The 23,124-nt window shown below is 61.1% G+C and carries 20 protein-coding genes; 6 read left to right on the forward strand and 14 right to left on the reverse strand.

Features of this window, described 5'->3' with window-relative positions; all coding sequences use genetic code 11:
* Nucleotides 1-4: 4 nt before the first annotated feature.
* Together YH62_RS06315 and YH62_RS06320 are read right to left on the reverse strand one after the other, a co-directional pair.
* Nucleotides 5-1,105: a Gfo/Idh/MocA family oxidoreductase gene (locus YH62_RS06315; protein ID WP_046793324.1), complete on the reverse strand. Its 1,101-nt coding sequence runs from the start codon at nt 1,103-1,105 to the stop codon at nt 5-7.
* A 25-nt stretch (nt 1,106-1,130) separates the two neighbouring features.
* Nucleotides 1,131-2,330 (reverse strand): ROK family transcriptional regulator, encoded by a 1,200-nt coding sequence (locus YH62_RS06320; protein ID WP_046793325.1) that lies wholly within the window; start codon nt 2,328-2,330, stop codon nt 1,131-1,133.
* A 234-nt stretch (nt 2,331-2,564) separates the two neighbouring features.
* Between YH62_RS06320 and YH62_RS06325 the strand changes: the two genes are divergently transcribed.
* From YH62_RS06325 to ugpC, 4 genes are all read left to right on the forward strand, one after another.
* Nucleotides 2,565-3,854 (forward strand): extracellular solute-binding protein, encoded by a 1,290-nt coding sequence (locus YH62_RS06325; RefSeq protein WP_046793326.1) that lies wholly within the window; start codon nt 2,565-2,567, stop codon nt 3,852-3,854.
* Nucleotides 3,855-3,921: 67 nt separating this feature from the next.
* Nucleotides 3,922-4,860, forward strand: a complete 939-nt coding sequence (locus tag YH62_RS06330; RefSeq protein ID WP_046793327.1) for a sugar ABC transporter permease — start codon at nt 3,922-3,924, stop codon at nt 4,858-4,860.
* Complete coding sequence (locus tag YH62_RS06335; protein ID WP_046793328.1) at nt 4,853-5,701, forward strand: carbohydrate ABC transporter permease; 849 nt, start codon at nt 4,853-4,855, stop codon at nt 5,699-5,701. The genes YH62_RS06330 and YH62_RS06335 overlap by 8 nt, the downstream gene beginning before the upstream one ends.
* 21 nt (nt 5,702-5,722) lie before the next feature.
* The gene (gene ugpC, locus YH62_RS06340) at nt 5,723-6,793 is read left to right on the forward strand and encodes a sn-glycerol-3-phosphate ABC transporter ATP-binding protein UgpC (RefSeq protein WP_046793329.1); all 1,071 of its coding nucleotides are present in this window, start codon (nt 5,723-5,725) and stop codon (nt 6,791-6,793) included.
* Between the two features lie 19 nt (nt 6,794-6,812).
* Here the strand turns inward: ugpC and YH62_RS06345 are convergent, their stop codons facing one another.
* The 4 genes from YH62_RS06345 to YH62_RS06360 all read right to left on the reverse strand — a co-directional run bounded on the left by YH62_RS06345 (nt 6,813) and on the right by YH62_RS06360 (nt 11,188).
* Complete coding sequence (locus YH62_RS06345) at nt 6,813-7,928, reverse strand: alpha-hydroxy acid oxidase (protein WP_046793330.1); 1,116 nt, start codon at nt 7,926-7,928, stop codon at nt 6,813-6,815.
* 62 nt (nt 7,929-7,990) lie between these two features.
* Nucleotides 7,991-8,341: a RidA family protein gene (locus tag YH62_RS06350; protein ID WP_046793331.1), complete on the reverse strand. Its 351-nt coding sequence runs from the start codon at nt 8,339-8,341 to the stop codon at nt 7,991-7,993.
* A 61-nt stretch (nt 8,342-8,402) separates the two neighbouring features.
* Nucleotides 8,403-9,509 carry an FAD-binding oxidoreductase gene (locus YH62_RS06355; RefSeq protein ID WP_046793332.1) on the reverse strand — a complete coding sequence of 369 codons (1,107 nt, stop codon included), beginning with the start codon at nt 9,507-9,509 and terminating at the stop codon, nt 8,403-8,405.
* A gap of 74 nt (nt 9,510-9,583) precedes the next feature.
* A complete protein-coding gene (locus YH62_RS06360) occupies nt 9,584-11,188 on the reverse strand; it encodes an ABC transporter substrate-binding protein (protein WP_046793333.1) in 1,605 nt (534 codons plus the stop codon).
* Between the two features lie 302 nt (nt 11,189-11,490).
* Here YH62_RS06360 and YH62_RS06365 point away from each other — a divergent pair, with 302 nt between their 5' ends.
* Entirely contained in the window at nt 11,491-12,402 is a 912-nt protein-coding gene (locus YH62_RS06365) for a LysR substrate-binding domain-containing protein (RefSeq protein WP_046793334.1), read from the forward strand.
* A gap of 6 nt (nt 12,403-12,408) precedes the next feature.
* Here YH62_RS06365 and YH62_RS06370 read toward each other — a convergent pair whose 3' ends face one another.
* From YH62_RS06370 to YH62_RS06405, 8 genes are all read right to left on the reverse strand, one after another.
* Nucleotides 12,409-13,455, reverse strand: a complete 1,047-nt coding sequence (locus tag YH62_RS06370; RefSeq protein WP_046793335.1) for a sn-glycerol-3-phosphate import ATP-binding protein UgpC — start codon at nt 13,453-13,455, stop codon at nt 12,409-12,411.
* The gene (gene ugpE / locus YH62_RS06375) at nt 13,455-14,303 is read right to left on the reverse strand and encodes a sn-glycerol-3-phosphate ABC transporter permease UgpE (protein WP_046793336.1); all 849 of its coding nucleotides are present in this window, start codon (nt 14,301-14,303) and stop codon (nt 13,455-13,457) included. The genes YH62_RS06370 and ugpE overlap by 1 nt, the downstream gene beginning before the upstream one ends.
* A gap of 6 nt (nt 14,304-14,309) precedes the next feature.
* Nucleotides 14,310-15,191, reverse strand: a complete 882-nt coding sequence (gene ugpA / locus YH62_RS06380) for a sn-glycerol-3-phosphate ABC transporter permease UgpA (RefSeq protein WP_046793337.1) — start codon at nt 15,189-15,191, stop codon at nt 14,310-14,312.
* A 63-nt stretch (nt 15,192-15,254) separates the two neighbouring features.
* On the reverse strand, nt 15,255-16,565 hold the full coding sequence (gene ugpB, locus YH62_RS06385) for a sn-glycerol-3-phosphate ABC transporter substrate-binding protein UgpB (protein ID WP_046793338.1): 1,311 nt from the start codon (nt 16,563-16,565) through the stop codon (nt 15,255-15,257).
* A gap of 76 nt (nt 16,566-16,641) precedes the next feature.
* Nucleotides 16,642-17,463, reverse strand: a complete 822-nt coding sequence (locus YH62_RS06390) for an inositol monophosphatase family protein (RefSeq protein WP_082118263.1) — start codon at nt 17,461-17,463, stop codon at nt 16,642-16,644.
* A 4-nt stretch (nt 17,464-17,467) separates the two neighbouring features.
* Entirely contained in the window at nt 17,468-18,526 is a 1,059-nt protein-coding gene (locus YH62_RS06395; protein WP_046793339.1) for an ABC transporter ATP-binding protein, read from the reverse strand.
* Entirely contained in the window at nt 18,523-20,754 is a 2,232-nt protein-coding gene (locus YH62_RS06400; protein WP_046793703.1) for an iron ABC transporter permease, read from the reverse strand. The genes YH62_RS06395 and YH62_RS06400 overlap by 4 nt, the downstream gene beginning before the upstream one ends.
* An 84-nt stretch (nt 20,755-20,838) precedes the next feature.
* The gene (locus tag YH62_RS06405) at nt 20,839-21,867 is read right to left on the reverse strand and encodes an ABC transporter substrate-binding protein (protein WP_046793340.1); all 1,029 of its coding nucleotides are present in this window, start codon (nt 21,865-21,867) and stop codon (nt 20,839-20,841) included.
* 193 nt (nt 21,868-22,060) lie between these two features.
* Between YH62_RS06405 and YH62_RS06410 the strand changes: the two genes are divergently transcribed.
* Nucleotides 22,061-23,062, forward strand: coding sequence for a substrate-binding domain-containing protein (locus tag YH62_RS06410; RefSeq protein ID WP_046793341.1), 1,002 nt, complete (start codon nt 22,061-22,063; stop codon nt 23,060-23,062).
* Nucleotides 23,063-23,124 lie beyond the last annotated feature (62 nt).

Here is a 23,124-nt window from a genome sequence, read left to right on the forward strand (position 1 = left end):
AATTTCAATTTGCCAGCTGCCCGTCGACAAGCGACTGTGACAATGCTGCTGGGCGCTCGGTTGCAGTGGTAATCTCGACTGTCCGACCGGATTCCGAAGCGAGATGGAAGGCTTCCATGACCTCAAGAACATGCAGGGCGAGATCGCCATTGGCCCGGTGAGGGCGGTTCGAACGGATCGCGCACGCCATGTCCGCTACCCCAAGCGACCGGAAATTGCCGTCCGCATAGGGTAGCGTCACGGGTTGTTCCTCGAACTGGCCGCCCTTCTTCAGATACTCGACCGAGCCACCAAAACGGTTCGGATCGGGAACGATCAACGTCCCCTCGGTTCCGTAGACCTCGAGAGGCACATGCTTGTGGCCGGCAACGTCGAAGCTCATGCCGATCTGCACGACAGCGCCACTTGCAAACGCCATCACCCCTGCGACATGGGTCGGCACGTGCACCGGAATCCGCTCTCCGTTGCGAGGCTCGCTGGTGATGATGCGTTCTTTGCGCGGTGTGGTCGCAAACCCCGCGACCTTTGAGACCGGTCCCAGCAGGTTTACCAGATCGGTGATGTAATAGGGGCCCATGTCCAGCATGGGGCCGCCGCCGACCTCGTAATAGAAAGCTGGATTCGGGTGCCATCGCTCATGTCCGGGGCACATGAAAGTGGCAGTTCCGCCAACCGGCAGTCCGATGACGCCTTCATCGATCAGGGCGCGGGCGGTCTGATGGCCGCCCCCGAGGAAGGTGTCGGGAGCGGCTCCGATGCGAAGCCCTTTACGTCTCGCCGCATCCGCCAGTTTTTTCCCTTCCGCGAAATTAATGCCGAGCGGCTTTTCGGAATAGGTATGCTTGCCCGCGTCGAGCGCCTGAAGAGCAACCGCGACATGGGCTTTCGGCACGGTGAGATTGACGATGATCTCGATCTTAGGATCGGCAAGAAGTTCCTCGACACTCCTGGCGGCAAGGTTGAATTCGGAAGCCTTCGCCTCGGCGAGATCACGATTGAGATCGGCCACGCCGCGAATATCGAGGATCGGAAACGAAGACATCGCCTTCAGATAAGCGCCCGAAATATTGCCGCATCCGATGATGCCGATACCAACCTTCTCCATGAAATCCTCCCGATGAATTGATCTTTTAAAGTGCAGGCCCCGTCGTGCTCCAGGGCGACTCGTAAAGCTCATAGAGAGCAACCGCAGCAGCGCCCTGGGCCCAGAAATCGTCTGCGGAATCATCGAAGACGAGTTCGCTGACACCTTTCAGTGAAGGCGGAATGGCCAGAGCATAGGCTTCGCGCAGGCTGTTCAGAAAGGGCTCTCCAAGCGCCAGCGAGGAGCCGACAAGAATGACGCGCGGCGGCGCAAACAGCGTAACGATATTGGCGATCGTCAAGCCGACCGCTTCGCCCGCGCGCTTGGCCGCTTCGATCAGACGGTTGTCATCGGCTTCGATCAAGGCCTGGGCACGGCTCATGCCCCGGCCAAGCCGAATGGCCTCGGCAAAGCGACCATCGGTTTGCTGGTCCCCGAGGATCGCGCTTTCTCCGGCTTGGCTGGAGAGCCGCACGATGCCCTGCAACCCCATGCCGAGCACGAGATCTCCGAGATTGTGGCTAAGCCCGCCCGCCCCACGAAAAAGCTTGTTGTTGTGCAGAACGCCGAGGCCGAGCGTCTGCTCGAGTGAGATCAGCACCATGTCTTCCAGCTCGCGCGCCTTGCCGAACCAATGATGGGCAAGCGTAATGGCATGCGCATCGCTCTCGACGATGGTCGAGGTGGACAGTCTCGCCGACATTTCTGTCGCAAAATCAACGTTCACATCCCGAAAGATCGGACTGCTGCGAATATGGCCGGTACGGTGTTCTATGACGCCGGGCAGACTGAGGCAGACGCTTGCCACGTCTTCCAGCGACAGTCCCGCATCGACCACGCAGCGCCGCACACCGTCCTCGACGAGATCGGCGATGACGCCGATCGGCTGGCGATCGATGCGAATGGGCAGCATCAGTTTCGACAGCACGTCGCCGCGGAAATTGGTGACGACGAAAACCATCCGGCTGGCGGCGATCTTGGCGCCGACGACGCGCGCCGCATCCGGATTGACCTCCAGCATGACGCGCGGTCGTCCCCGCACCGCTTCGTTGCGAATATCGCCCTCGTGGCGCGTGAGGATAAGGCCGTCATCAAGCAAGGAGGCGGTGATGGCCGAAACGGTCGTGGTCGACAGTTCCGTCTGCTCGCTGATCTCGATGCGGGCGATCGGTCCGTGCCGCCGAATCGTGTCCAGCACGTTCAGGCGGTTGATCGCGCGCATCAGTTCCGGATCGGCAGTCTTCATCGGCACTCACGATGCCTAACGATCCCATCGCGGACGCGATTTATTTCGTGAGGCAAATTAAATTTGCCATGTTGTAGGATCGATTTCGCGCTGTTTGCAACTGAAATTTTGATGGGCGGGCGGAAAATCCGCCGGTTTTGAGCTTTGTCCGGCACCCCTATTGACAGGAAGGGTCACGTGGCGCTTTTATTTATTCCGGATACAGAAATAAGTGCCACTGGGGAGGAGCACCTTATGCTGACCATCAATCGAATTGCGTTTCGCTTTCTGTCGGCCGCTGCCATCGGCGCGCTGGCCTTCAGCTCAACCGCCTCGGCCGATGCGGTCGTCAAATGGCTTCATGTCGAATCCAATCCGGCCTTTGTGAAGGTCTGGCAGGACATTGTCGACAAATACCAGGCGGAGCATCCCGGCGTGAAGATCGAGATGCAGTTTCTCGAAAACGAAGCTTTCAAGGCGAAGCTGCCGACCCTGCTGCAATCGAGCGATGCGCCTGACTTTTTCTATAGCTGGGGCGGTGGCGTCCTGAAACAGCAGCAGGCGACAGGCGCCTTGAAGGATATCACGGAGGCGATGAACGCCGATGGCGGCGCCTGGCTGAAAACCTACAATCCGGCCGCGGTGAAAGGCCTGACCTTCGATGGCAAGATGAGTGCCGTGCCGTTCAAGATGAGCACCGTCAGCTTCTTCTACAACAAGGAGAATTTCACCACAGCCGGGGTGGACGCCGCCGGCATCAAAACCTGGGACGATTTCCTCGGCGCGGTGAAGAAGCTCAAGGACGCCGGCATTACGCCGATCGCAGGTGGCGGTGGAGAGAAATGGCCGATCCATTTCTACTGGAGCTATCTCGTCATGCGCAATGCCGGACAGCAGGGCTTTGACGAAATAAAGACCGGCGAGGGCGATGGTTTCCTGGCGCCGGCTGCGATCAAGGCCGGCGAACAGCTTGCCGAGCTCGGTAAGCTGGAGCCCTTCCAGCAGGGCTATCTGGGCTCCACCTGGCCGCAGGCGCTGGGCGTCTTCGGTGACGGCAAGGCCGCTATGATTCTCGGGTTCGATACGACGGAAGCCAATCAGCGCAAAAATGCCGGCGACGGCAAGGGACTGGCGAGCGACAATATCGGCCGTTTCGAATTCCCGGTCGTGGAAGGTGCTGCGGGTGCTGCAACCGATACACTCGGAGGCATCAACGGCTGGGCGGTAACCGCCAAGGCGCCGCCGGAAACACTCGATTTTCTGGCATACCTGACAGGTATCGAAAGCGAGCGTCTCATGGCCAAGGCCGGCCAGATTCTGCCGGCTGTCGCCGGGGCCGAGGACAGTGTGACGGACCCTCTCATGCACCAGTCCGCCGAACAGCTCGCGCGCTCCACATGGCATCAGAATTTCTTCGATCAGGAGCTCGGTCCATCCGTTGGCCGCGTGGTGAACGACGTGTCGGTCGCCATCGTATCGGGACAGATGTCGTCCGAAGAGGGCGCGCAGATGATCCAGGATGCGATCGAGATGGAAAAAATGTGATGCCGAAGACCGGCGGGCGTCCGCGCCCGACGGTTTGCATTCCGCGATCCTGAGACCCGGAGCGAAGATGACGAATTTTTCTGCAGCGACGGCCGCCGGGCCCGTCGCGGAGGCGAGGCCCTCTGCACGGCGAAAAAGCCCTACCGTTCGCGGACGGCTTCCGGTGTTGGTTCTGTTCCTGCCGCCGGCATTGCTCCTGTTCACGATCTTCGTGATCCTGCCCATGGGCGAGGCCGCCTTCTACAGCCTTTATCGGTGGGACGGCTATGGCCTGCCCACGCAGTTCGTGGGCCTGAGAAACTTCGAGGTCCTGTTCAAGAACAGCGCGTTCCTGACTGCGCTTAAGAATAATTTCCTGATCATCGTGGTCTCGCTGATCTTCCAGATTCCGCTCGCGCTCTGGCTCGCGACGATGCTGGCGACCCGGATCAAGGGCGTGGTGTTCTTCCGGTTGATCTTCTTTCTGCCCTACGTTCTGGCCGATGTCGCCGCGGGTTTGATCTGGCGCTTCGTCTATGACGGCGACTACGGCCTGTTTGCGGCCATTGCCGGCCTTCTTGGTGTCGAAACGCCCTATGTGTTAGCTGACAAGGACCTGGCGATCTATGCGGTCCTGGCAGTCATCGTGTGGAAATATTTCGGCTTTCACATGATGCTGTTCATCGCCGGGCTGCAGTCGCTCGACAGAAGTGTTCTGGAAGCTGCCGAGATCGACGGCGCCACGGGCTGGCAGAGATTCCGCTTCGTCACCCTGCCGCTGCTGAGCTCGACGCTGCGGCTTTCGGTCTTCTTCGCCGTGGTCGGTTCGCTGCAGCTTTTCGACATGATCATGCCGTTGACGGGCGGCGGCCCGTTCAATTCGACCCAGACCATGGTGACCTTCCTCTATAATTTCGGCGTCACCCGAATGCAGGTCGGTCTTGGCAGTGCGGTGGGCGTCGTCCTCTTCGTGATCTGCGTGACTCTCGCCTTCAGCTACAAACGGATATTCATGCGCAATGACTGAGATGTCCTCGTCCATTCGAATGAGCACGGGCACGAAGATCTATCTCTACGTGTCGCTCATCATCATCGCGGCGGTCGTCGTCGTTCCGCTGCTGACCACCGCGCTCGGAGGTTTCAAGACCTTAGGCGATCTGCGCACCAATCCCTTCGGCCTGCCGGTGGATTGGCAGTGGACGAACTATACCGATATCCTGTTCGGGGAACGCTACTGGCGGCAGATGATGAACTCGCTGATCATCGCCGTCCTAACGGTGACGCTGACGATCTCCGTCTCGGCCATGGCGGCCTTCACGTTCGCGCATGTCCGGTTCTTCGGCTCGAACTTCCTGCTCAACTATTTCCTGATCGGGCTGATGTTTCCGGCGGCAACGGCCATCCTGCCGCTCTTCATCCGCATCCGCGATCTCGGGCTCCTCAATACCTATTGGGGCGTGGTCCTGCCGCAGGTCGCCTTCGGCCTCGGGATGAGCATCCTCTTGTTCCGTAACTACTTCCGCAATCTTCCCGAAGAGCTGTTCCAGGCGGCTTTCGTGGATGGCTGCGGCTATATCCGCTTCTTCTGGCATGTCTCGTTGCCGCTTTCGCGCCCGATCATCGCCACCGTCGGTATCGTCTCCTTCGTCTCGAGCTGGAACAGCTATATCCTGCCGCTCATCATGCTGAACTCAGAGGCCATGTATCCGTGGCCGCTCGGCATCATGGTCTATCGCGGTGAATTCGGCACGGAATGGCAGCTCGTCCTGGCGTTCATCACGGTCACCATCCTGCCGACGATCATCGTCTTCTTCCTGGCGCAAAAGCATATCATTGCCGGATTGACTGCCGGCGCCGTGAAATCCTGATCCCGCAGATTGGAGCAGCCAATGGCATCCGTTACACTGTCGAACATCAAGAAGTCCTACGGTTCGCTGGGGGTCATCCATGGCGTCTCGCTATCAATGGAGGACGGTGAATTCATTGCCCTCGTCGGTCCCTCCGGATGCGGCAAGTCGACGCTTCTGAGGATGATCGCAGGGCTTGAGGAGATTACCGACGGCGACGTCTCGATCGGTGGCAAGGTGGTGAACGAGTTGACGCCCCGCGAGCGCAACATTGCCATGGTCTTCCAGTCCTACGCTCTTTATCCGCACATGACGGTCGCCGAAAACATGGGCTTCAATCTGCGTCTTTCCGGTGAGCCGAAGCCGGCGATCGCTGAGCGGGTGGCGGAAGCCGCCCGCATGCTGGACCTCACCGATCTCCTCGACCGCAAGCCGGCGCAGCTATCCGGCGGCCAGCGCCAGCGTGTCGCCATGGGGCGCGCGATCGTTCGCAATCCGGCTGTCTTCCTGTTTGACGAGCCGCTTTCGAACCTCGATGCCAAGCTGCGCGTGCAGATGCGATCCGAGATCAAGACGCTGCACCAGAAGGTCAAGACAACCTCGATCTATGTCACCCACGATCAGATTGAAGCGATGACGCTTGCCGACCGCGTGGTCGTGCTCAACCAGGGCAGGGTGGAGCAGCAAGGCACGCCGATGGAGCTTTATCGAAAGCCGGCCAATCTTTTCGTGGCCGCCTTCATCGGATCTCCGGCGATGAACATTCTGGACGGCACCGTGGAGGCCGATGGCGGAGAGCCCGCCGCGCGGCTCGGTGACGGGACGGCTGTTCGCATTTCCGCCGATCGCAAGGTGAAACCCGGCCAGCGGATCAAGGTCGGCCTGCGTCCGGAACATCTGAGCCCCGGTGCCGGCCGAGGCGCTCTTGCCGGTCAGACCCTTCTGGTCGAGCCCACGGGGGCCCAGACGCATGTGGTCTTCGATCTCGCCGGCCAGGCGGTGACGGCGGTCGTCGACGGCGAATATCCCGCCCGCTATGGGGTCCGCTTCCAGGCCAGCATTGCTGCCGAGCAGGTGCATGTATTCGACAGGGAGAGCGGGATCGCCCTTTAGGCGGCAGGCCGGCTGCTATTCATCGTCCTGAGCGAGTACTACCGGAGGCGATGACTTCGCGTGTCAGCTCTTCGACTCTTGAACAGCCGAGATGGCCAAGTGTCGTCCAGAATTCCCGTTGCAGCAGCTCGAGGGTTCGTCGCACGCCGTTTTCGCCGTCGGCTGCAAGCCCGTAGGCGATGATGCGGCCAAGCGCGACCGCATCGGCGCCAAGCGCAATCGCGGCGGCGATATCGCTGCCGCGGCGAATGCCGGAATCGAATATGATCGGAACGCCCTTGCCGACCGCTTTACGGATCGTGGGCAACGTCTCCAGTGCGGGCGGCGTGCGGTCGATTGTGCGGCCGCCGTAATTCGAGACATAGAGCCCCACGGCTCCGGCATCGAGGGAAGCCCTGGCGTCGCGCGCACTTGAGACGCCCTTGACGATGCAGGGCAGGGGAGCCCGTTTGATGACGCTTGCGGCCTGCGCCCAAGTCCAGCGCGGCTGTGTGAAATCGAGAAGTTCATGCAGTGCTGCGGGATCGGATTTGCCGGGGCCGAAGTTCGAAGGGCTGGCTTCACCTCGAATGGTGAAGCGGTCCTCCATCATGCGTTCGCGCCATTGGCGGATCGGCGAATAGGTGACGCAGATATATTTATAACCGGCGGCCTTGGCGCGCTCCATCATGTCGAGTGCCGCGCCTTCGTCCCCGACGAAGGTCATCTGGAAGACTGAGGCGACAGGTGAGGCCTTGGCCACTTCTTCCAGTGAGTGAGCGGCCGCGACCGGCACCATCTGCTGGATACCAACGGATGCGGCAGCCCGGCCGATCGCCAGATGGCCGTCGGGATGGAAGACAGTCTCGCCGCCGCCGAATGGGGCGATGAAGGCGGGGAAGCTCAAGTCGAAACCGAGCACCTTCGTGCGGGTGTCGGGATTGTCGATGCCGGCAAAGAGCGGCACCTCGAAACGAATACTATCGAAGACCGAGGTATTCTCCTTGAGCGTCACCTCGTCGCCCGTGCCGCAGGAAAGATAATTCCAGTCAATCTCGGAAAGGCGGCGCTGGGCATCCTTGTAGATGCCGCGCAGCGTCGTATATCTCTCGGTGGCTGCGTAACGATCGTCGATCCGGTTCGGTTGGTCGGCCATGTCCGTTCCCTCGTCGGCTGAAAGTCGGACGGGCGGAACGAAACCCGCCCGTCGCGGGGTGGTTACTTCTTCGCAGCGATCAGGACGATCTCGATAAGGCGTCGCGGATCGCCAAGATCGGCAACGCCGATCGTTGCGCGCGACGGCAGGTCGTCGCCGTCGATCCATTCGAGCCAGGCCTCGTTCATCTCCTCCTTGCGCGACATGTCCGTCAGATAGATGCGAGCCGAAAGAATGTGGTGCTTATCGGAGCCGCATTCGGCGAGCACCTCGTCGAGCTTGGCGCAGGTCTGAAGGGTCTGTTCCCTCATGCCGAGCGAAATGTCGTTGGCAGCATGGCCGCCGAGATAGAGCACGCCGTTATGCTCGACGACGCCGTGCATGATGCGGTGCTTGCGGTGACGTTTGATCATCATGGGTTCCTTTGACAATGAGGGAGGATGCGGCCCCGTAGGCGGCAGCTCGGGGTGAGAATCAGCGCCCTTGCGGGGCATATTTCTCGATCGGGATATCCGTCGCCTGGCCGGTTGCGAGCTTGGCGAGCTGGCTGCCCGCGAATGGTCCGATCGTCAGTCCGCCGGCGCCGAGGCCGTTGCCGATCATCAGGTTTTCGATGCCGGGCACACGGCCGAGGATCGGGTTCATGGTTTCGCCGGCGGGGCGGAAGCCGATGCGGGTCTCGATCAAAGTCGCATTGGCGAGGCCCGGCGCGATGTTGAGACCGGCGCTGAGAACCTCATGCTCGCCGGCGGCCGTCACGCGGTAGTCGAAGCCGGAATTGGTCTCGCGGGTCGCACCGATCACCACGCGGGAGTCGTCGAAAGCCAGCATGTAGTGGCTGCTCATGGGCAGCACGACGGGCCATTTGGCTGTCGCGACACCCGGCAGACGCAAGTGGATGATCTGCCCCTTCTGCGGCACCACGGGATGGGAAAGGCCGAGCGGTCGCAGGATCTGCGAAGCCCAGGCGCCGGCAGTGACGATGATCTCCTCGGCTTCGATCGTAAGACCATTGCTATCGAGGCAGCGGGCGCGGTCGCCGTCGAGCTTCAGCGTCACATAGTCGCTGCGCAATTTCGCGCCCATGGTAACTGCGGCACGCACCATGGCGGCTGAAAGCAGCCGGGCATCGACGCGGGCGGCTCCCGGAATATGGATCGCATCCAGATCTTCACGCAGCGGCGGGAAATGCGCGCGGGCCTCGGCAGGCGTCAGATGGCGAATTTCGCCCGCCTCGGGGGCGTCCTTCACGCGCTGCGCGATCCTCTCGGCGGCGGCATGGAATTCCGACCGGTCTTCGGCGACGACAAGCGCTCCGACCTTGCCATAGCCGAGGTCTGTCTCGCCCTTTGCCCTCAGTCCTTCGATGAGGCTGTCGTAGAAGCGGGCGCCCGAGGCATACATGTAATACCAGTCCGGATCGTCAGCCTTGGTGGCCCACGGGCAGACGATCCCCGCACCGGCCATGGTGGCCTTGCCCTGATGGGCTTCGTCGACGATTTCCACATCAAGCCCCTGGCGGGCCAGATGGTAGGCGGCGCTGGCCCCGAGGATGCCGGCACCGATAATCAAGACACGCATTTCAACTTCCTGCATTTCAACATGAGATAGGCAAGGCCCAGAGATGCCGGCGGTCTCAACCGCCGGCATCCGGGTCATTCGACGGTGACACCCGAAAGACGGCTGGTGCCGAAGATCGCCGGCACATAACCTTTGACGGACTTGGCGACGGCCGTGATCGTATCGGCACCGCCCAGGATCACGGCGGGCACCTCGGCGTGGAGTTCCTTCTGGGCTTTTTTGTAGAGCTCGATGCGCTTGGCTTGATCGGTCACGGCACCCGCCTCGTTCATCAAGCCGATGAATTCCGGATCGCACCATGCGCCGATATTGGATGGGCTCGGTTTGCCGGAGGAGTCGCAGGTGAAATAGTTGTTCGGGATTTGGCTCGGGTCCGGAAAGTCGTAGATGCCGCCGAACATGCCGACTTGCGCCTCGCCGGCACGGGCACGGGTGATGTATTCGCCCCATTCATAGGAGACGACCTCGGCCGTCACACCGATCTTTGCCCAATCGGCCTGGATCATTTCGGCGGCCCGGCGGCCGTTCGGCATATAGGGGCGGGAAACCGGAACGGCCCATAGTTGGGTGGAGAAGCCATCGGGGAAACCGGCTTCGGCAAGCAGCTTCTTGGCCAGTTCCGGATCATATCCATGGGCGCCGAGACCCTTGTCGTGACCCCAGAGCGAGGGCGGAATGACCGCGCCCGTCACGGTTCCCATGCCGTCATAGACGAGATCGACAAGCGGCTTCATGTTGATGGCATGCGCCAGCGCCTCGCGGACGCGCTTGTCCTTGAACTTCTCCTCCCGGAAATTGAAGGTGATGAAGCCGGTCGAGGCGACCGGTGTCTGGACGAGATCGAGGTTTGGGCTTTCCTCGATCATCTGCCTATCGGCGAGATTGGGATAAAGTGCAATCTGGCATTCGCCGGCCATGGCGCGTTGCAGGCGCACCGAAGCGTCGGCACTGATGGCGAGGATCACCGCATCGAGCATCGGCGTGCGGGCCGGGTCATTGATCGCGGCGCCCCAGGTTTCCTTGAACGGCGCAAGGCGGACGGCGGCATCCTGCTGGTAGGCTTCGAGCCGGAACGGTCCCGTACCGACCGGCTCACGATCGAGGAGTTCCGGCGTACCTGCCTTGGAGAGTGCATCGGCATATTCGGCTGATGTGATCGCCAGCGACTGGTGAGCCATGATACCGATGAACGGCGCTAGCGGCTTCTTCAGTGTGAAGGCGACCGTATGGTCGTCGATCTTCTCGACAGATTCCAGCGTGTCGGCGAGCTTGGTGCTGAAGGTAATGAAATTGCCGCCGTTTACCTTGGCATACGGGTGATCCGGCTTCATCATCCGCTCGAAGGTGAACATCACGTCGTCGGCGTTGAAATCCCGTGTCGGCGTGAACCCTTCGCTCGACTGCCACTTTACGCCCGGGCGCAGCTTGAACGTATAGGTGCGGCCGTCATCGGATACGGTCCAGCTCTCGGCAAGAGCCGGCTGGATGTCCGACGAGCCGGCCTTCACCGAGACGAGGCCGTCATAGATCTGGCCAAGCACGTAAGAGGTGGTGCCGTTGCTGGTAAGCTGGGGGTTGAAGACCTCCGGCGATCCTTCGATGCAGACGGAGAGAATTGCTGCCTTGGCGGGCGCCGCCGCCATGAGAGCCAGCATGCATAAGCCGAGTGTCTTCTTCATATGTCTTCGTTCCCTTTGTTCCACCGGCCGCTTGGTGCGGCCTTGACATGATTGTGCTTCAGCCGGCCTCGCTTAAGACCGCCCGCCGGACAGATGTGCCCCGCAGATTATGATGTGAACTGGAGACGGGCCCTTCTTCGGTGGCTTGTTCCGCATCCGCATGTCGCCGGCTCCATTTCCAGAAACCGGCATAGCTTGCATGATAAAGCGCCTCGGCAATATGATTGTCAAATAGCTTGTTATCCAATCATTATAACCAGAACTCATGTTGGTTCCGGCACACCGAAAGGCCTCACGCGACAATGAACATCAGGCAGCTCGAGGCATTCCACGCGACGATCGAGGCGGGATCGGTAACCCTGGCGGGCGAGAAGCTCGGGATATCGCAGCCCGCTGTCAGCAAGCTGCTGCGCAGCTTCTCCGAAGCCTGTGGCTTTCAGCTTTTTACGCGCAGCGGCGGACGGCTGGTGCCGACGCTTGAGGCACGCATGCTGGCGGTCGAGGTGGAGCGCATGTTCTCCGGCACCAAGCGGATAGCGCGGCTAGCCGAAGCCGTTCGCAATCGGGAATGGGGAGAGGTGACGATTGCCGCGCCGCCGGCGCTTGCCACGCGTTATCTTTCACAGGCGCTCTCACCCTTCCTAAAGGAGCAGCCGGATATCCATTTCACGCTGCAAAGCCGCACATCTCCGCGGATCGGTGAACTCGTGGCCGCCGGCCAGATCGATATCGGGTTGAGCGTGCTGCCCTTCGATCATCCGAATGTCAGTTCACAGGTCATCATGCGTTTCAGCATGGTCTGCGTCCTGCCGGTGAGCCATCCGCTGGCCAAGCGGCAAGTGATCGAGATCGACGATCTACGCAACGTACCCTTCATCTCGCTCGCCCGCGACGACTGCTCTCTCATGACGATCGATCGCGCCTTCCAGCTCAAGGGCGTGCAGAAGCGCAACCGCATCGAGGTGCCGCTGTCGGAGACGGCCTGCAGTCTCGTCGCAAATGGTGTCGGCATTTCCATCGTGCCGCCTTTCGTCGGCCTCGATTATGCCGAGGACCGTCTCGTGCGTAGGACGCTTCTGCCCGAAACCTTCATGGATGTCTGGCTGTTGACGCCGAGCGGAAGACCGCTGTCGCTGGCTTCCCAGAAGCTCGTGGATTTCATCCGCGCGGCGGTCTCGCCCTTCGATCAGCGAGTCGGTCGTAAAGCCGGCTGACGGAACTTACGGGTCGCGTACGCGAGTTCCGGCCCTGTCGAAAAGGTGGAAATTGCGTGGCTCGGCCGTCAGCGTGACCGTCTCGCCGATCCGGATGCTCGAACGTCCGGGTACGCGGAAGATGATGGCATGCCCATCGTGCATGCTGCCGTGGACGTAGCTTTCGGCACCCACCAGTTCCACCGCAGCGACCTGTACTTCGGCCCGAAACGCGCTGGGAACGGCCGCGCCGGCGATGGTGATATCTTCCGGACGGATGCCGATGGTCGCGGTCCCGGACGGAAGCCCGGCTTCGGTCGACCAGCCACTGCCCTCGCGAAGCTCCATCAGGTTCATCGAAGGCGAGCCGATGAAAGTGGCGACGAAGGTGGTCGCGGGCTTCTCATAAAGCTCGATCGGAGTGCCAACCTGCTCGATGCGGCCACCGTTCAGCACCACCAACCGATCGGCAAGCGTCATGGCCTCCATCTGGTCGTGCGTGACGTAGATCGAGGTGGTTGCGAGCGAGCGTTGCAGCCGGCGGATTTCGACGCGCATCTGAACTCTCAGCTTGGCGTCGAGGTTGGAAAGCGGTTCGTCGAACAGGAAGGCCGCCGGCTTGCGCACGATCGCCCGGCCCATGGCGACGCGCTGGCGCTGTCCGCCGGAAAGCTGTCGCGGCCTGCGCTCCAGGAAGGGCTCGATCTCCAGGGCTCGCGCGGCCTCGGTGATGCGCCGATCGATCTCGTCCTTCGGCGTGTTGCGGTTCTTCAGGCCGTAGGCGAGGTTCTGACGAACCGTCATGTGCGGATAGAGCGCATAGTTCTGAAAGACCATGGCGATATCGCGCTCCGCCGGCTCCAGCCCGTTGATGACCTTGCCGGAAATCAGGATGTCGCCGGAAGTGATGCTCTCGAGCCCCGCCACCATGCGAAGCAGCGTGGATTTTCCGCAGCCTGAGGGACCGACGAGAACGATCATCTCGCCGTCCTCTATGTCGAGCGAGACGCCCTTGATCGCCTCCACGCCGCCCCCATAGACCTTCCGGACATCCTTCAGTTCAATTTCTGCCATTACTTTTCGGTCTCCACCAAACCTTTGACGAACCAGCGCTGCATGAGCACCACGACGATGACGGGGGGAATGATCGCCAGGATCGCTGTGACCATGACGTAGTTCCAGGGCGTCGAGGCGTCGGTGAAATCCACCATGCGCCGCAAGCCGATGATGATCGTGTTCATCTGGGCCTGGTCGGTGACGAGCAGCGGCCAGAGATATTGTGTCCAGCCGTAGATGAACAGGATCACGAAGAGCGCCGCGATATTGGTCGTCGAGAGCGGCAGCAGGATATCCCGCATGAAGCGGAACGGGCCGGCATTGTCGATGCGCGCGGCCTCCACCATCTCGCCGGGGATCGTCAGGAAGAACTGGCGGAACAGGAATGTTGCGGTCGCCGATGCCATGAGCGGTAGAGTAAGCCCTGCATAGGTGTTGAGGAGCCCCAGATCGACGATCACCTTGTAGGTGGGCAGGATACGCACTTCGACCGGCAGCATGAGCGTGATGAAGATCATCCAGAAGAAGCCCATGCGGAAGGGAAAGCGGAAGAAGACGATGGCGAAGGCGGAAAGAAACGAGATGACGATCTTGCCGATCGCGATCGCCAGCGCCACCACGAAGCTGTTGAACAAAAGCCGCTCCAGACTGACGCCGACCACCCGCTCGACGCCGCCCGACATCGCCTCGCGATAGTTTTCGATAAGATGGCCGCCGGGAAGCAGCGACATCGGTGGGCGTATGATCCCGATCGAGGTCGTCGTCGAGGCGATGAAGGTGTAATAGATCGGGAAGGCCACGATGATGATGCCGATGACCAGCATCAGATGCCCGAAAAGCGTGGCGAGAGGTCGGTTTTCAATCATGTTACCTCACCCGTAATGCACGCGCCGCTCGACGAAGCGGAACTGGAAAGCTGTCAGCATGATGACGATGATCATCAGGATGACGGACTGGGCAGCCGACGAGCCGAGATTGAGGTTCACGAAGCCATCGTTATAGACCTTGTAGACAAGCGTTTCCGTCGCCTTGGCCGGGCCGCCGCCGGTCACGGCATGGATGATGCCGAACGTATCGAAGAATGCATAGACGGTGTTGACCACCAGCAGGAAGAAGGTGGTCGGCGCAAGCAGCGGAAAGACGATCGTCCAGAAGCGCCGGCTGCCGCGCGCGCCATCGATCGCCGCAGCTTCAAGCAATGACTTAGGAATCGCCTGCAAGCCAGCGACAAAGAACAGGAAATTGTAACTGATCTGTTTCCAGGCGGCGGCGAGCACGACGAGCGCCATGGCCTGGTTGCCGTCAAGCAGAGGATCCCAGCCGATGCCGTTGCGCCTCAGGATATAAGCAAGCGTGCCCATTGCCGGATTGAACATGAAGAGCCACAGCATGCCTGCGACGGCGGGCGCGACCGCGTAAGGGATGATCATCATGGTGCGGTAAAATCCACGCCCCCGAACGACGAGATCGGCGGCGGTGGCCAGAAGCAGGGCAAGAGCCATCGAGATGAGCGCCGTCAACAGGCTGAAGATGACGGTGACCCGCAAGGAGTGCAGGTAATTGGCGTCCGAGAGGATAGCGCTGAAATTGGCGAACCCGACGAAGGTGCTCTGCAGGCCGAACGGATCCTCCCGCATGGCGGACTGATAAAGCGCCTGGCTGGCGGGCCAGAAGAAGAAGATCACAGTGAGGATGATCTGCGGCGCGACCAGCAGATAGGGCAGGATCTTGTTGGGGAAGACGACGCTCTGCATCCGGTCTCTTTCGAAGGTAAGGGAAAGCCGCCCGCAGGAAAGTGCGGGCGGCCACGGATCATGTCAGTTGCCGAGCGCCTGCTGGATGGCCGCATTGCCGCGCTCGACCGCCTTGTCGAGGGCGGCCTTGGCGTCCTGCTGGCCGGCGAGCATGGCTTCGTACTCCTCGTTCATGATGTCGCGGACCTGCGGCAGGTTGATGAGGCGCACGCCCTTGGAATTCTCGGTCGGTGCCTTGCCCATCATCTGCTGGATCGGCGTTTCCCGACCGGGGTTCTTCTCGTAGAAGCCGGATTTCTTGGTCTCCTCATAGGCAGCCATGGTGACCGGCAGATAGCCGGAAACCTGGTGAAGCCGCGCCTGGATATCGGTCTGCGAGAGGAAGTTGAAGAACTCCGCGACGCCCTTGTATTCCGCGTCGCTCTTTCCGCCGAAGACCCAAAGGCTCGCCCCGCCGGGGATCGTATTCTGCGGCCGGCCTTCGCCTTCATAATAGGGGAGCTGGCCGATGCCGTAATTGATGCCGCTCTTGACGACATCGCCAAGCCCGCCGGAAGACTCGGTCAGAATGCCGCATTCGCTCGACAAAAAGAGCTGCTTGGCCTCGGACGTGCGCCCGCCGTAGCGGAAGACACCATCCTTGGCGAGATCTGCGATCGTTTGGAAGTGATTCACGAAGGGTTCGGAATTGAAGGCGAGCTCGACGTCGGTATCGCCCAATCCGTTTTCGTGATTGGCATAGGCGACGTTGTTCCACGCTGCGAAGTTCTCCGTCTGGATCCAGGTCAGCCAGGTGGAGGTGAAGCCGCAGGGTGCCGCGCCGCTCGTCTTGATCTTGCGCGCCGCTTCAAAGACCTCCGGCCAGGTCTTCGGCGGGTTGGCGGCATCGAGGCCGGCCTTCTGGAAGATATCCTTGTTGTAATAGAGGATCGGCGACGAGGAATTATAGGGGAAGGACAGCATGGTGCCGTCCGGCTTCGAGTAGTAGGCGACGATGCCGGCCAAGTATTGCGATTTGTCGAAGGTGTAGCCGCCCTTTTCGAGCACTTCCGCCACGGGCACGATCGCGCCCTGTGCTCCCATCATGACGCCGGTGCCCACGTCGAAAACCTGGATAATATGCGGCGGCTGTTTGGCGCGAAAGGCGGCGATGCCGGCATTCAGCGTTTCGGGATAGGTGCCCTTGAAGACGGGCACGATCTTGTATTCGGACTGGCTCTCGTTGAACTCCTTGGAGAGCGTGTCGACCACCTCGTTGTTGGCACCCGTCATGGCGTGCCACCATTGGATTTCCGTCACCGCCATGGCACTGGACGCCATCAGGAGCGAGGTTGTTGCGGCGATTGCCGATGCGAGAATGACTTTCATGGACATTGTTCCTCCCTTTTCATGAACATGACCGCAGCCTTCGAGACGACGGCATTCCTTCAGTTTCTCCCCGCGGCCGCTCTCAGATTCCGGCGAGCCGCTGAAGATCGGCGACCGCGCCGGGGCCGGCCGCAAGCACCATGGAACCGGTGGTCAGCCCGTCTCCCTCCACGGGGAAGGGCAGATGCCAGCCGCCGGCTTCCTGCACCAGGCAATAGCCGGCCAGGCAATCCCAGGCATGCATATGGGGCTCGTAATAGCCGACCAGCCGGCCGGCGGCGACATAGGCAAGCGTCAGCGCTCCCGATCCGATCCGGACGAAATTGCCCCCGCCTTCCAAAAGATCCTTGACCATCTTGCCGACGATGTCGGGCCGGACATGATGGTTGGCGCCGATCCCGGTCACGGCATTGCGAATGTTTTTCGAAGCGTCGAGTTTCAGCGGCTTGCCGTTCAGCGTCGCGCCGAAGCCGGATGCGCCGGAGTAGAGCTCGTCATAGCAGGGCACGTAGATCACCCCGACCACCGGCCTGTTTTCATGAAGGACGGCGATCGACACGCACCAGTTCGGCATGCCGTTGATGAAGGGGCTCGTTCCGTCGATCGGATCGACGACCCAAGTATAGCCGGAGCTGCCATGCACCAAGCCGGACTCTTCGCCAAGAAAACCATCCTCTGCCAATATGGCCGCGATCCGGGCGCGGATGAGGTTTTCGACCTCGCGATCTGCAATGGAAACAAGATCTTGCGGATTGTTCTTCGTCTCAACCACGAGGCTCTCGCGGTTGCGAAAATATTCAAGCGCGACCCGTCCCGCCTCAATCGCGATCTCCTGCGCCAGGCGGTGGCGCTTGACGGTGTTTTCGTTTGTATCCTTGACGGACCGTTCGGTGATCTCAAGCATGTGCTTATTCCGTTATGATCGCGATGCCGCGGTTCCTGAGTCCGATCGCCACCTGCGTGCCCGGCGCGAGCGGCCGCTCCACGGAGTGGTCGACGATGAAAAGCCTGCCGTCGTCCGTTTCCGCTTCGTATTCGATATGATCGCCGAGATAGGCCGCATGGCTGATGCGGCCGGCGAATGCGGCGCTTTCGGCGGGTTCGACAGTGATCGAATTGGGGCGCACCGCGAGCTTGCCGCGGCCGGGCCTTGCCCCGCGCGAAGGCACCTTGTGGTTCAAGCCGGCGATGCGGATCGTCGCCTCTGCGCCATCCACGTCCAGGATCTCGCAGGGCACCACATTGGCCTCGCCGATGAAGTCGGCGATGAAGGCCGAGGCCGGCGCCTCATAGAGATCCCTCGGCCCGCCTTGCTGTGCGATATTGCCGTCCTTCATCACGACGATGTGGTCGGAGACGGCAAGAGCTTCGTCCTGGTCATGCGTGACGTAGACGGCCGTGAACTGCAGGCGCTGCTGCAATTCACGGATTTCCGTGCGCACACGGCGGCGCAATCGGGCATCGAGATTGGAGAGCGGCTCGTCCAGTAGAAGGACCTGCGGCTCGAGCACGAGCGCGCGGGCGACGGCGACGCGCTGCTGCTGACCGCCGGAAAGTTCGGAGGGCAGCCGCCCGCCCATGCCCGCGAGCCCCACCAGTTCCAGGCCATGCTCGGCCTTCTGCCTTGCTTGCCTGCGGCCGAGGCCGGAGGATTCCAGCCCATAGGCGACGTTTTCCAGCGAGTTCATGTGTGGGAAAAGGGCATAGGATTGGAAGACCATCGAGACATCCCGCTCGTTAGCCGGCAGCATGGTCACGTCCTTGCCGCCGATGAAGATACGGCCGGATGTCGGATGCTCCAGGCCCGCGAGCATGCGCAGGGTCGTCGTCTTTCCGCAGCCGGAGGGCCCGAGCAGCGTTACCAGCGTGCCGGGTTCCACCGTCAATGAAAGATCGTGAATGGCAGTGAACGCGCCGAACATCTTGCGGACGTTCTGAAAAACGACGGAGCCGGGCTTCTCGATCATGCGGCTTTCTCCTGCGTGAGTGCGGGCGCGTTGGGGCGGGCAAGGCCGGCGACGCGGTTCTCGCGCCTCAATCGACGTTCGCCGACCAGAAGCTGGAAGCCGGCTATGACCGCGATCATCACGACGATCAGCATGGAGGAATAGGCGATCGCCACCCCGTATTCGCCGTTTTCGACCAGCCCGACAATATAGGAGGTGGCCATGTTGTACTGGGCGCTGACGAGGAAGACGACCGCGCTGACCGAGGTGATGGCACGCACGAAGGAATAGACGAGCGCTGCCGTGATGGCTGGCCTGAGCAAGGGCATGATGATCTTTCGGATCGTCCGGAAGCTCGTCGCCTTGAGGGTCATGGAGGCCTCGTCGAGAGACCGGTCGAGCTGGCTCATCGCCGCGATCCCGCCGCGTACCCCGACCGGCATGTTGCGGAAGACGAAGCAGGCGACAAGAATGAGCGCCGTGCCCGTCATTTCGAGCGGCGGCAGATTGAAGGCCATGATATAACTGATGCCGATGACCGTTCCTGGAATAGCGAAGCTCATCATCAGCGCGAACTCGAAAAGTTCGCGGCCGGCAAAGCGTTGCCTTACGATGATGTAGGCTGTCGCAAGCCCGACCGCCGCCGTCAGCGGTGCTGCGATCAGCGCGATCTTCATCGTGGTCCAGAAGGAGTTCCAGGCGACGCCGGTCCATACGAGAGCACCGTCGCGCACTGTCACCGAAAAGGCGCGGGCGTAGTGGTCGATGGTGAGCGTGTTGTCGAGGCCCCAGGTCTTCACGAACCCGCCGACCAGGATCATGCCGTAGACCACCAGCGTGAAGATCATCCAGGGGATTACCACCGCATGGACTGCGACGGAGAGCGGGCGAGGCAGCGCAATATTAGCGCCGCTGTCGCCCTTTCCGGTAACCGTTGCAAAGTTCTTGCCTGCCAGCCAGAGCCTCTGCGCCAGGAAGGCCGAAAGCGTGAACCCGAGCAGGATCATGGCAAGTACGGCTGCCCGCGCGGGGTCGTTCTGCGATCCGACGACGGCGAAGAATATCTCGGTCGAAAGGACGCCATGGCTGCCGCCGAGCACCAGCGGATTGCCGAAATCGGCCATGCTCTCGATGAAGCCGATCAGGAAGGCATTGGCCAGGCCCGGCTTCATCAAGGGCAGGGAAACGCGCCAGAAGGTGCGCCAGCGGTTCGCCCTCAGCGTCTGCGAGGCTTCCTCCATGGATGGGCTGACACCTTCCACCACCCCGATCAGAACCAGAAAGGAAATCGGCGTGAAGGAAAGCACCTGGGCGATCCAGATGCCGGTGAGGCCGTAGAGCCAGCGGCTCGGTTCGATGCCGAAGAAGCCGGAAAGCCCCTGGGTGACGATACCCGCGCGCCCGAACAGCAGTGTCAGCGCAAGGCCGATGACGAAGGGCGGCGTGATGATCGGCAGAATGGTCAGCAGGCGCAGACCCTTCTTGAAGGGAAAGTGCGTGCGGGTGGCGACGAGCGCGAATGCAAGGCCGAGCAGGGTGGAGGCCGACGCCGTCATGATCGCAAGCCAAAGCGTGCGCCATGCAATACCGCAACGCGTCCCCCCGGCAAGACAATCGAGGCTCCAGATCGACGGGTCGAGGAAATTGCGCGTGAAGCCCGAGAAGTTCACCGAGCCGTCGAAATCCTGAAAGGCGGCGATAAACATGCTGGCGATCGGATAGAAAACGAACACGGTGACGAGGAAGATCAGAAGCGAGATGGTCGCGGTGACGAAAGCATCCCCCTTCATGACGCCGCGCTCGGCAAGGCCGAAGGACAGGATCAGCACGAATGTCACCGCCAGAAGGACAGCGCCTGCTCCCATCGATGGCTGTCCATCCCTCAAAGGTCCGAAGATCGTTTCGCTGATGCTCCAGTTCCATCCCGTCAGGCCGATCGCAAGGCCTTGAAGGGCAAGAAAGCCGATGCCGACCGCGCCGGCTGAGACGAGCAGCCTGCTGCGCCGTTCGGGATCGGTCACGAAACGCGCCACCGCCGCCAGCACTACTGCAAAGAGGGCCGCAAGCAGCCACCAGCGGCCTTGCCCGAAGATTTGCGCCACCGCCGGGACCGCGGCGGCATCGGTCAGGAATTCCGCAATCCAGGAAAAGGAGAAAAAGCCCCGCTCTATCCTATACCACGGCAGCAGGATCATCGCTGCGGCACCGAGAGCCAAAGCGAAATCGAGTCTGCGATTGCGGTTGGACATGGCGGCTGCGACCTCGACGGAGCTGAATTGCATCAGGTTTGCCGGGCCCCTCCGTGGAGGGGCCCGGCACTTACGCTCCCCTCATTAATTGGCATTGGCCCCGATTTCGCTATCCCAACGCTCCAGCAGCCTCTTGCGGGTATCGGGATTGCCGTAGGTCGTAAAATCATAGTCGATCAGCTTGATCTCTTCGAATTTGGGGGCTTCCTTGGGTACATCGGCGCTCTTGTTGGAGGGGAGCTGGAAGGATTTCGCCTCCTTCATGTGCGACTGCACGTCGGCTCGCAGCGCCCAGTCGTACCACTTCTTTGCATTTTCAAGATTGCGGGCGCCCTTGACGATCGACATCGAACCGATCTCGTAACCGGTGCCTTCGCAAGGTGCCACGGATTTGACCGGGAAGCCTTCGACCGTCTGGGCGACGGCGTCATGCATGAAGACGATGCCGATAGCCGTTTCGCCACGCGCTGCGGCCTTCACCGGCGCGGAACCCGATTTCGTATACTGGGAAATATTGGCGTTCAGCTTCTTCAGGTAGTCGAAAGCCTGGTCCTCGCCCATGATCTGCACGAGGGTGGCGAGCGCGGTGTAGGCCGTTCCCGAGGAATTCGGATTGGCCATCTGGATCTCGCCCTTGTAGGAGGGGTCGAGCAGATCGGCCCAGCATTTCGGTTCATTGAGGTTCTTGGACTTGAAGAGCTCGGTATTGTAGCCCCAGCCGAGCGCGCCGGCATAAACGCCGACCGTCCGATAGCCCGAGCTTTCGGCCTGCTTCTTCGCCCAGTCCTGAAGCTCGTCGAGGAGGGGTGACCTGTATTCCTGCGTCAGGCCCTCGGAAGCGGCCTGCAGATGCGGATCACCCGTTCCGGCCCACCAGATATCGGTTTTGGGATTACGTGCCTCGGCGCGGACTTTCGCATAGGTCTCACCAGAGGACAGGCGCACCATGTTGACCTGGATTCCGGTTTCCTTCTGGAACATGCCCTGCATCAGCTCGCAGATTACCACGTCGGCGGAGCAGATAAGGTTAAGCTCTTCGGCGGCTCGAGTTGCCGCTGCATTCGACGTCAGGCCAGCCGCCAACGCGGCTCCTGCCAACATAGCCAGGCGCATGATGATCCTCCCAGATTTGGCGACGCCTCCACATCACCCGCTTTTTGCAAGCGTGTGCAATGGTTCCATGCGAGTGAGGAGGTTGTCAATAATAAATTTCTGAAGAATTTCGGAAATGAAGCGGCGGACTGTCATCAATTTATTGCACTCGCTTGCAAAAAGATGCATGAACCGGATCGGGAGGGAGCCCACCATGAGCCGCAAGGTCTTCGTCAGCGCCAAGGAGGTCGCCGATCGGGCGGGTGTTTCCCGGTCAGCAGTTTCGCGTACTTTCACGCCTGGCGCCAGTGTCTCGGAGGAGACTCGGCGACGCGTGGTCGAAGCGGCCGAGGCGCTCGGCTACCATGTCAATCATCTCGCCCGCGGGCTCATGCGAAACGAGAGCGGCATTGTCTGCCTCATCGTCTCCGAACTCGACACCCCCTATCGGGCGCGCCTTCTCAAAGCCCTGACGCAGCAATTGCAGAGTGTCGCTAAGATTGCCATGGTAATCAATACCGACCGGTCCGATGACAGCGTCGATCTGGCACTCAGGCAGGCGATCCGATACCGCGCGGATGCTTCCATCATTCTTTCGGGCATGCCGGACAAGTCGATCACCGATCTGTGCCTGAAGAACGGACAGCGGCTGGTGCTGATCAATCGCGACGAAGACCGCGAGGGGCCGCTGCTCATCAACCTGAACGACCGGGAAGCGGCCCGCCGCGCCTTCATTGCCTTGCAGCGGGCGGGTTGCCAGACTTTCGCATTCGCCAACTCCGCCGCGATGACGCCCAGTCTGATGGCGCGGGAGGAAGGTTTTCGCGAGGCCGGGCGGGCGCATGGCATCGAGGTGGTGGTGGAACGCTACGGCCCGACCTCTTACCGGAGCGGCGCAATCGTGGCGCAGCGCCTGCTGACGCGCGAGAAGCGGCCGGATGCGATCTTTTGCGCCAGCGATCTTCTGGCCTGCGGGCTGATGGATGCCGCCAGGCATCAATTCAATCTCGCTGTTCCTTCGGAACTTTGCGTGATCGGTTTCGACGACATAGAGCAGGCCTCGTGGTCATCCTACAATCTCACGACGTTCGCGCAGCCGGTGGAGCGCATCGCCGCCGAGGCGGTGGCCTGGCTCGCGCAGCCCTCCCAGACGGAGGCGAATTCGCACAAGCTCGAAGCGGAACTGATCTGGCGCGGATCGGTGCGAGGCGGTTAGCAACTTCGCCTGCGAAGGGACATTCACATATGGATCATACAGCGGATACTTGTCCGCCATGG

Origin of the sequence: Rhizobium sp. LC145, assembly GCF_001005825.1 — a bacterium.
In the GTDB taxonomy this organism is placed as follows: Bacteria; Pseudomonadota; Alphaproteobacteria; order Rhizobiales; family Rhizobiaceae; genus Neorhizobium.